The organism is Ramlibacter sp. (genome assembly GCF_041916345.1).
In the GTDB taxonomy this organism is placed as follows: domain Bacteria; phylum Pseudomonadota; class Gammaproteobacteria; order Burkholderiales; family Burkholderiaceae_C; genus Ramlibacter.
Genome location: NZ_JAYRZR010000044.1, coordinates 22,572 through 32,148 on the forward strand (window position 1 = coordinate 22,572; position 9,577 = coordinate 32,148).

Consider the following 9,577-nt stretch of genomic DNA (forward strand, 5'->3'; position numbering starts at 1 on the left):
AGGGCTGTCCCGGAAAGGGACTCAGCGCGTGGGCGCGACCGGCGTGCGCAGTTCCAGCGTCTGGGGCGTGGGCTGGCGCGAGCTCACCACCCAGGCCACCACCAGCAGCGCCAGCACGGCGCCCGCGGCCATCACCCAGGCGGCCACGCGTCGCTCGCGCCGGGCCTCGGTCTCGCTGGCAGCCAAGTGGTCCAGGGTGCCGCGCACCTGGCGCAGGGCCACGCGCTCGGCGGCCCGCTGCGAGCGCGCCTGGCGCTCGGCCGGGTCGTCGCGTTCGACCAGTCCGAACACGGCGCCGAAGGGATCGGCCAGGACCACGGTGCGCGTGCCGGGCTCGGGGCTGGCGGGCGGCTCCACCACCGTGGCGCCCAGGCCGACCAGGCGGGCCAGTTCACCTTCCAGATAGTCGACGCCCCAGAAGGCGAGCGGCCCGGCCTCGGCGCGTGGCTGGCCGGAGGTCATGGTGCCGCCGGTTGCGGGCAAGGCAGCGGGCCCGGCCCGCAGCGTGAGCCGTGTGCCGCCGAGGGTGAACTCCACCGCGTGATCGGCGCGGGGCCCGGGCATCACATCCAGGGCCCGCGCCCACCACTCGGTCGCCTGCGGCAGTTGCGGCGTGACCAGCGTCAGGGAGCGAAGGCCGTCGATCATGGCTGCATTCTAGAAACGCAACCAAAGGTTTGCGCGTGCCTTTCTCACGCTTTCTGGCTAGACGGAGCGCGTGATGCCGCCGTCCACCCGCAGGTTCTGGCCGGTGATGTAGCCCGCGCCCTCGGAGGCGAGGAAGCCCACCACCGCAGCGATCTCGTCCACGCGGCCGTAGCGGCCCATGGGAATGCGCGCGCGCATGGCCGGCTTCTCGGGCAGGCTGTCGATGAAGCCCGGCAGCACGTTGTTCATGCGCACGTTGTCGGCCGCGTAGCGGTCCGCGAACAGCTTGGTGAAGGCGGCCAGCCCCGAGCGGAACACGCCCGAGGTGGGGAAGGCGGCCTCGGGCTCGAACGCGGCGTAGGTGGAGATGTTGATGATGGTGCCGGCCCGCTGCGCCACCATCGTGGGCGTCACCAGGCGCGTGGGCCGGATCACGTTCATCAGGTAGGTCTCCATGCCGTTCAGCCAGTCGGCATCGGTCAGATCCAGCAGTGGCCCCTTGGGGCCGTGGCCGGCGCTGTTGACCAGCACGTCGATGCGGCCCCAACGAGCCAGCGCGCCCTCCACCAGGCGGCGCAGGTCGGCCTCGGACTGGTTCGAGCCGGTGACGCCCAGGCCGCCCAGCTCGCGCGCGAGCGCCTCGCCACGGCCGGAGGACGAGAGGATGGCGATGGCGAAGCCGTCGGCCGCCAGCCGGCGCGCGGCGGCGGCGCCCATGCCGGAGCCGCCGGCCGTGACCAGGGCGACGCGGGGGGTGGATGCAGGTGCGTTCATGCGCCGGATTCTAGGAAGGCGCGCGCGCGGATAATCGCGCCCATGCGGATCCGCTTCACCAAGATGCAGGGGGCCGGCAACGACTTCGTCGTGCTGGACGAGACCCGCGGCCGGCTGGGCCTGGGCCCGGCCCACTACCGGCGGCTCGCCGACCGCCACTTCGGCGTCGGCGCCGACCAGATCCTCACCGTGCGGCCCTCGCCGGCGCCGGGCGTCGACTTCGAATACGTGATCCACAACGCCGACGGCGGCGAGGTGGAGCAGTGCGGCAACGGCGCTCGCTGCTTTGCCCGCTACGTGGCCGACAAGGGCCTCACCGCGCAGCGGCGCATCCGCGTGCGCACCCTCTCGGGCGTGATCGAGCCGCAGCTCCATGAAGACGGCCGCGTCACCGTGGACATGGGCGCGCCCGTGTTCGACCTGCCGGCCGTGCCCTTCGACGCCGCGGGCCTGCAGCCCCTGGCCGAGGGCGGCTGGCAGAAGTGGCCGCTGGCGCTGCCCGGCCAGCCCGCGGTGGCGGTGGCCGTGCTGTCGATGGGCAATCCCCACGCGGTGCAGGAGGTGGCCGACGTGGATGCGGCGCCGGTGGGCACCGTCGGCCCGCTGGTGGAGCATCACCCCCGCTTTCCGCAGCGGGTGAATGCAGGCTTCCTGCAGGTGGTTTCGCGCTCGAACGTGCGCCTGCGGGTGTGGGAGCGCGGCGCGGGCGAGACGCTCGCCTGCGGCACCGGCGCCTGCGCCGCCGTGGTGGCCGGCATCCGCCTGGGCCGCCTCGATGCGCGGGTGGACGTGCACACGCGCGGCGGCGTGCTCACCATCGAGTGGGCGGGCGGCACGGCCCCGGTGCTGATGACGGGGCCTGCCGTCACGGTGTTCGAGGGCGAGATGGAACTGGACGACTGAAGGACACCATGGATCCGATCACCGAAGAAGACATCGCGAACTACCTGGCCAACTGCCCGGATTTCTTCGAGCGCCACGCGCAGCTGCTGGCCAGCGTGCAGCTCACCAGCCCGCACGGCAACCGCGCGGTGAGCCTGCAGGAGCGGCAGGCCGAGATGCTGCGCGAGAAGATCAAGGCGCTGGAGCACCGCATCATGGACATGGTGCGGCACGGCAACGAGAACATGGTGATCACCGAGCGCATCCACCGCTGGACGCGCGCGCTGCTGCTCACGCAATCCAACCGCGCGCTGCCGGCCACGCTGGTGGCGGAGCTGCAGAACCAGTTCATGGTGCCGCAGGTGGCGCTGAAGGTGTGGGACGTGGATGAGCGCTACGCCGCCGAGCCCTTCGCCCAGGGCGTGAGCGAGGACGCGAAGACCTTGGCCTCGTCGCTCACCTCGCCGTACTGCGGCGTCAATTCCGGCTTCGAGGCCGTCAACTGGCTGGAGGACACCGCGATGGCGATGTCCGTCGCGCTCATCCCGCTGCGGCCCGGTGCGATCAACGGCGCCGGCCCGGCCTTCGGCATGCTGGTGCTGTCCTCGCCCGATCCGCAGCGCTTCCAGACCGGGCTGGCCACCGACTTCCTGGAGCGCATCGCCGAACTCGCGAGCGCTGCCCTCTCGCGGCTGCGTCCGCGCTGAGGCCCCTGCCGGCGCCGGCTGCATGGAAGCGCCCGAAGAAGCCCCCCTGCCGCCCGAGGAGGCGGCGCTGGTGGCGCGCTACCTGACGCATGTGCGGGTGGAGAAGCGTCTGGCCGACCGCACGGTGACGCTCTACACGCTCGATCTGCGGCGACTGGCCGGCCTCGCGCACGCTGCGCGCGTGCCGCTGACGCAGGTGCAGCCCGCGCACGTGCGCCGCTGGGTGGCGCAGATGCACGGCGCAGGGCGCAGCGGGCGCGGCATCGCCCTCATCCTGTCTGGCTGGCGCGGCTTCTACGCGTGGCTGGGCCGCGAAGGCCTGGTGAGCGCCAACCCGGTGGTGGACGTGCGCGCCCCGAAGGCGCCCAAGCCGCTGCCCAAGGCGCTGGGGGTCGACGACGCGGTGCGCTTCGCCGCCTTCCAGGACGAAGCGGCCGAGCCCTGGGTCGAGGCGCGGGACGCCGCCATCGTGGAACTGCTGTATGGCTGCGGCCTGCGCGTGGGCGAGCTGGTGGGCCTGGACGTGCGGGCCAGCGCGCAGGCCCGTGGCTGGATCGACCTGCAGGCGGCCGACGCCCATGTGCTGGGCAAGGGCAGCAAGCGCCGCAGCGTGCCGGTGGGGCGCCAGGCCGCTGCCGCCCTGTCCGCCTGGCTGGCCCTGCGCGATGGTGTCTGCGCGGAAGCGGCGACCGAGCCCGCGCTCTTCATCGGCCGCACCGGCCGGCGGCTCTCGGCGCAGGCCGTCTGGGGCCGCCTGCGCCAGCGCAGCCTGCGCGCCGGCCTGGCCACGCCGGTGCATCCCCACATGCTGCGCCACTCCTTCGCCAGCCACGTGCTGCAGTCCAGCGGCGACCTGCGCGCGGTGCAGGAACTGCTGGGTCACGCGAACATCGGCACGACGCAGGTGTACACGCGGCTGGACTTCCAGCATCTGGCGCGCGCCTACGACGCCGCGCATCCGCGCGCGCGCCGATCCGGCAAGTAGGCCCGCGCGCGGGCGCCAGGCAGGCTCAGTCGGTGGGCGGTGGCGGCGCGGCCACCGGCGCACGGTTCGCTGGCGCTGGGGGCCGCGACAGCATGCGGACCGTGGGCCGGCTGTCGCCAGGCGCCTCGGCCAGCAGGGCGTCGAGCCGGTCCACCAGTTCGGCGGCGTCGAGGCCGTCCATCGGCACCAGCCCCTGCGCGACATGCACCTGGGCGCACCAGTCCAGCGGCCGGGTGCGGAACGGCATCAGGCAGCGCGCCACCACCCGCGGGCCGGCCTCGGCCACCTCGTCGGCCTTCAGCGGCCCTTCCAGCAGCAGGCCGAAGCGGTGCTCGCCGAGCCGCGCCACGCTGTCGATGTCGCGTGCCACGGACAGCAGCCGCCCGGCCACGCGCAACCCCAGCTCCTGCGCCGACGGGCGGCCGAAGGTGCGCTCGATCTGCGCCATGTTGACCACGTCCACCAGCAGCACCGCGCTGCGGATCTTCAGCCGCTGCGAGCGCGTGATCAGGCGCGCCAGCCGCTCGTGGAACACCGTGGCCGACAGCAGGCCGGTGGCGGGGTCGATGCGGTCCAGGCCCTGCAGGCGGCGGGCATGCTCCCGGCGCTGCTGGCTGCGCGCCATCAGGACCACCAGCAGGATGGGGATCTCCAGCGCGATGCCGATCTGCATGCCGTGCATCGTCCAGAAGCTCACCGGGATCACGCCCGTGGTGCGTGCCAGCGTGAAGCCCACCCCGATCACCACCGGCGTCGCGCCGGCGAGCACCCAGGGTGCATGCCGGTCGCCGCGGAAGGTGGCCCATGCCAGGTTGGCGATCGCCGTCGTGGCGGCGGCGACGATGTAGGGCGCCATCAGCACGATGCGCTGCGAGGACTCGACCAGCGCCACGCCCAGTGCCACCGGCAGGCTGAGGCCGGCCACCGTGAGCAGGGCACCATGCAGCAGCATGGATCGCTGGCGCAGCGACACCACGGACGACATGAACAGCAGCATGGCCCCGGCGGCCAGCACCGGCAGCACCAGCGAGGCCGCGTCGTTCCACCAGGACGAGTGCGGCCACAGGTGCAGGCCGGCCAGGCCGGTGATGGCGGCCTGCGTCAGGCCCATCAGCGTGATGCTGATCGCGTACAGGGCATAGGGCAGGTCGCGCAGCGTGGCCGCGGCCACCGCGGCCAGCACCGCGGCCAGCGAGGCGAGGCCGAAGTACAGCCCCAGGATCAGCGCGGCCCGCTGCTCGTCGCGGGCGAAGCGGGACTCGGTGACGAACTGCAGCGGCGCGCTGAAGCTGTGGGCGTTGCGCACCTCCAGCAGGTACTCGTGGCCGGCGGCGTCACCGCCGACCCGCAGGGGCAGCAGCGGGTGCCGGTGCGGCACCGGCCATCGGGCCACGGGCAGGGTGTCGCCGGCCGTCTCGGGCTGCCAGGTGCCACGGTCGGTGCCGCGGTAGAGGGTGACGCGGTCGACAGAGGCATAGGGCACCTCCAGGTACCAGCGTTCACCCACCGGTGTGGCCGGCGCGCGGAAGCGGACCCACAGCGCGCTGTGGCCATCCAGGGCGTAGATGCGGCCGTCGGCGGTGGGCGTCCAGGTGATGCCGGTTCCGCCGGCGACGTCATCGGCGCTGGTGTGGCCGGAGGGGTCGATCCAGGCCATCCCGGCACTGCCCAGCGGCACGGGCTGCTGGGTGGGGTCGAGCACGAGCTGGCCGCCGATCTGGGCGTGCGCCCATGCCGCAGCCAGCCAGAGCCCCAGGGCCACCAGCCATCTCCAGCACGACGTCCAGCGCTTCGACCGCATGTTCTTTTGCGTCCCATTCTGTCGCTGCCCGTGACGGTGGCATAGGGGGGCCAGTGGACAATGCCGCCATGAAATCGATCCGATTGCGCAATGGGCGGGAGCGTTCGTTGCTTCGGCGCCACCCCTGGGTCTTCGAATCCGCCATCGCGCGCGGCGGCGCGGATGCGGGCGAGACGGTCCGCATCGAGGCGGAGGACGGCCGCTTCCTCGCCTGGGCGGCCTTCAGCCCGGCCTCGCGCATGCGGGCGCGGGCCTGGAGCTTCGACGAGGCCGAGCGCATCGACGCCGCCTTCTTCGCCCGGCGCGTGGCGCAGGCGGTGGCGTTGCGCGAGCGCCTGGCGCCGCCGAGCGACGCGGTGCGGCTGGTGCACGGGGAGTCCGATGGCCTGCCGGGGCTCATCGTCGACCGCTACGGCCGCACGTTGGTGGCGCAGTTCCTGTCCGCTGGCGCCGAGCGCTGGAAGGCGGTGCTGGCCGACGCCCTGCTGCAGGCCACCGGCTGCAACGCGCTGTACGAACGCTCCGATGCCCAGTCGCGCGCCCTGGAGGGCCTGCCCGATGTCACCGGCTGGCTGCGCGGCGGCGGCGAGACGCGGCTCACCCTCACCGAGCACGCCTGGCGCTTCGAGGTGGACATCGCCACCGGCCACAAGACCGGCTTCTACCTGGACCAGCGGGACAGCCGCGCCCGCTTCGCGGAGTGGGTGCGGCGCCTGGGCGCCCGCCGCGTCCTCAATTGCTACTGCTACACCGGCGGCTTCACGGTGGCCGCGCGGGCCGGCGGTGCCAGCCAGGTGGTTTCGGTCGACTCCTCCGCGCCTGCGCTGGCGCAGGCGCTGGCCAACGTGCGCCTGAACGGCTTCGAGGCCGACGCGGCCGATTTCGTCGATGCCGACGTGAACGCCACGCTGCGGCGGCTGGCGGCGCAGGGCGAGCGCTTCGACGCCATCGTGCTGGATCCGCCCAAGCTCGCGCCGACCGTGGCGCATGCCGAGCGGGCCGCGCGGGCCTACAAGGACATCAACCGGCTGGCCCTGGGGCTGCTGGCGCCGGGCGGCGTGCTGTTCACTTTTTCATGCTCCGGCGGCATTCCGGTGGAGCTGTTCCACAAGATCGTGGCCGGGGCGGGCGCGGATGCGGGCGTGGATGGCTACATCGTGGAGCGCACCGGCGCGGCGCCTGACCACCCGCTGACCCTGGCGTTCCCGGAAGGGGAGTACCTGAAGGGGCTGGTCGTCGTGCGCAAGTAGCCCCGCCCGGGCGCCGGCGGCCGCCCGCGCCTTACACTCGCGGGTTCCCCAGGAGTTCCCATGGCCCTCATTCCCGCCACCATCCTCACCGGCTTCCTCGGTTCGGGCAAGACCACGCTGCTCAAGCGCGTGCTGAGCGAGGCGCATGGCCAGAAGATCGCCGTGATCGAGAACGAGTTCGGCGAGGAGAACATCGACAACGACATCCTCGTCACCGAGACGAAGGAACAGATCGTCCAGATGAGCAACGGCTGCATCTGCTGCACCATCCGCGAGGACCTGCGGGGCGCCCTGCAGCTGCTGGCCGCCAAGAAGCGCAAGGGCCTGCTGGACTTCGACCGCGTGGTGATCGAGACCACCGGCCTGGCCGATCCCGGCCCGGTGGCGCAGACCTTCTTCATGGACGACGAGATCGCCGAGAGCTACCTGCTGGATTCCATCCTGACGCTGGTGGACGCCAAGCACGCCGACCAGCAGCTCGACGACCGCCAGGAGGCGCGCCGCCAGGTGGGCTTCGCCGACCAGATCTTCATCAGCAAGACCGACCTGGTGGCCGCCGACGAGGTGGATGCCCTGGTGCACCGCCTGAAGCACATGAACCCGCGCGCGCCGCAGCGCAAGGTGCACTTCGGCGACGTGCCCATCAAGGACGTGTTCGACCTGCGCGGCTTCAACCTGAACGCCAAGCTGGACATCGACCCCGACTTCCTGAAGGAAGACGACCACGGGCATGACCATGGCCACGACCATGGGCACGAAGGCCATGACCACGGCCCGGGCGAGCACTGCGACCACCCGCACCATCATCACCACGACGACGACGTCAAGAGTTTCGTCTTCCGCAGCGAGCGGCCGTTCGATCCGGCCAAGCTGGAAGACTTCCTGGGGGCCATCGTCAACATCTACGGCCCGCGCATGCTGCGCTACAAGGGCGTGCTGAACATGAAGGGCACCGACCGCAAGGTCATCTTCCAGGGCGTGCACCAGTTGATGGGCAGCGACCTCGGGCCGGTCTGGGCCGAAGGCGAGCCGCGGCTGTCCAAGATGGTGTTCATCGGCATCGACCTGCCGCGCGACATCTTCCTGCAGGGGCTCGAGCAGTGCCTGGCCTGAAGTCCGAGCGAAGCGGCGGCATGTTTGTCTCGCTTCTGCAACTGATGGGGTTTCCCGCCGGCAAGGCGCCGGCTGCGCCGCCTGCCGAAAAGGCGGAAAGCCGCCGTTCGGGGACTGACAATCAGGGTATAAATCGCGGTCATGAAGGCGCTGCGTCCATCCAGAAAGGCAGGTCCGCGGGCATTGCGCCCACGGCCGCCGGCGCCGACGACGCGAGGAGACGCGACGTGAAGGCTCAGACCAAGGCCGCGGCCAAGGCCCCCGTGGCCGCCAAGGCCAAGCCGGCCGCGAAAGCCGCCGTGAAGCAGCCGGCCGCCAAGGCCCCGGTGAAGGCGGTCGCGAAGCCGGCCGCCAAGGCGCCAGCCAAGCCGGTTGCCAGGCCGGCCGCGCCCGCCAAGGCGGCCCCGGTGGCCAAGGCGCCCGTGGCCAAGCCGGCGGCACCGGTGCGTCCGGCGCCCGTCAAGGCCGCTGCCCCGGCCAAGGCCGCGGCGCCAGTGCCCGTCCCGCCCGTCGCCCGCACGGTCGCCGCCTCCCCGAAGGCGCCGGCTGCTGCATCCCAGCCGCCCGCGGCCGCGCCCGTGGCGCCGGCCGCTGCAGCTGTCCCCATGGCCGCCAAGGCCAGTTACATCCCCATGCCCACTCCCCACGTGATCACGCCGCCGCCCGCCGGGCAGGTGAAGAAAGACCCGAAGCTCGCGAACAACTGGAAGACCAAGTCCGCTGAAGAGCTGTCCGACGCGGAAGTCCTGGCCATGCCGGACACCGAGTACATGAACGACAAGCAGATGGCGTTCTTCCGCCTGAAGCTGCAGCAGCTGAAGCAGGACATCCTCAACAGCGCCGGCGAGACGACCGAGCACCTGCGCGAGGACACCGTCATCGTCCCCGACCCGGCCGATCGCGCCACGATCGAGGAAGAGCATGCCCTGGAGCTGCGCACCCGCGACCGGGAGCGCAAGCTGCTGAAGAAGATCGAGCAGTCCATCGCCCGCATCGATGCCGGCGACTACGGCTACTGCGACGAGACCGGCGAGCCCATCGGCGTCGGCCGGCTGCTGGCGCGCCCCACCGCCACGCTCTCGCTGGAGGCCCAGCAGCGGCGCGAGCTGAAACAGAAGATGTTCGGCGACTGACGCCGAAGCAGCAGGACCGGGCCCGCGACCATGGCGTCCAAGGACGATACCGCACCAGGAGGCTTGCTCTCCAGGATGGTGCGGTTCGTCAAGAGCCCGGGCACCAACTGGGCCGAGATCGAGCAGGAGTCCGACCGCGAGAGCTCGTACTCCAAGCAGATGCTCAAGGAGATGATCGAGCGCAAGCGGCGCAACGACTTCGTCCGCAAGCGTGAGTTCGACATGCTGCGCAAGATGCGCCGCAGCGAGGTGCTGGCCGGGCAGGACCCGGCCGCGCGGCCCTC

9 protein-coding genes and 1 pseudogene are annotated in these 9,577 nt (G+C 71.9%); 7 read left to right on the plus strand and 3 right to left on the minus strand.

From position 1 onward, the window contains the following. Positions 1 to 21 precede the first annotated feature (21 nt). Entirely contained in the window at positions 22 to 648 is a 627-nt protein-coding gene (locus ACE3T5_RS12755; RefSeq protein WP_374668187.1) for a VOC family protein, read from the minus strand. Positions 649 to 705: 57 nt separating this feature from the next. Beyond that, a complete protein-coding gene (locus tag ACE3T5_RS12760) occupies positions 706 to 1,422 on the minus strand; it encodes an SDR family oxidoreductase (protein ID WP_374668189.1) in 717 nt (238 codons plus the stop codon). A gap of 42 nt (positions 1,423 to 1,464) precedes the next feature. Here ACE3T5_RS12760 and dapF point away from each other — a divergent pair, with 42 nt between their 5' ends. The 3 genes from dapF to ACE3T5_RS12775 are packed head-to-tail and all read left to right on the plus strand — an operon-like array spanning position 1,465 to position 3,996. Next, entirely contained in the window at positions 1,465 to 2,325 is an 861-nt protein-coding gene (gene dapF / locus ACE3T5_RS12765; RefSeq protein WP_374668191.1) for a diaminopimelate epimerase, read from the plus strand. An 8-nt stretch (positions 2,326 to 2,333) separates the two neighbouring features. After that, on the plus strand, positions 2,334 to 3,011 hold the full coding sequence (locus ACE3T5_RS12770) for a DUF484 family protein (protein ID WP_374668193.1): 678 nt from the start codon (positions 2,334 to 2,336) through the stop codon (positions 3,009 to 3,011). Between the two features lie 22 nt (positions 3,012 to 3,033). Next, complete coding sequence (locus ACE3T5_RS12775) at positions 3,034 to 3,996, plus strand: tyrosine-type recombinase/integrase (protein ID WP_374668195.1); 963 nt, start codon at positions 3,034 to 3,036, stop codon at positions 3,994 to 3,996. Positions 3,997 to 4,021: 25 nt separating this feature from the next. Here ACE3T5_RS12775 and ACE3T5_RS12780 read toward each other — a convergent pair whose 3' ends face one another. Continuing rightward, positions 4,022 to 5,758: a 7TM diverse intracellular signaling domain-containing protein gene (locus ACE3T5_RS12780; protein ID WP_374668197.1), complete on the minus strand. Its 1,737-nt coding sequence runs from the start codon at positions 5,756 to 5,758 to the stop codon at positions 4,022 to 4,024. Between the two features lie 107 nt (positions 5,759 to 5,865). Here ACE3T5_RS12780 and ACE3T5_RS12785 point away from each other — a divergent pair, with 107 nt between their 5' ends. The 4 genes and pseudogenes from ACE3T5_RS12785 to ACE3T5_RS12800 all read left to right on the plus strand — a co-directional run. Continuing rightward, complete coding sequence (locus ACE3T5_RS12785; protein ID WP_374668199.1) at positions 5,866 to 7,047, plus strand: class I SAM-dependent rRNA methyltransferase; 1,182 nt, start codon at positions 5,866 to 5,868, stop codon at positions 7,045 to 7,047. 60 nt (positions 7,048 to 7,107) lie between these two features. Beyond that, the gene (locus ACE3T5_RS12790; protein ID WP_374668201.1) at positions 7,108 to 8,160 is read left to right on the plus strand and encodes a GTP-binding protein; all 1,053 of its coding nucleotides are present in this window, start codon (positions 7,108 to 7,110) and stop codon (positions 8,158 to 8,160) included. 227 nt (positions 8,161 to 8,387) lie between these two features. Next, positions 8,388 to 9,293, plus strand: coding sequence for an RNA polymerase-binding protein DksA (gene dksA, locus ACE3T5_RS12795; protein ID WP_374668203.1), 906 nt, complete (start codon positions 8,388 to 8,390; stop codon positions 9,291 to 9,293). Between the two features lie 30 nt (positions 9,294 to 9,323). Beyond that, positions 9,324 to 9,577, plus strand: a pseudogene (locus ACE3T5_RS12800) (hypothetical protein); the annotation flags it as partial.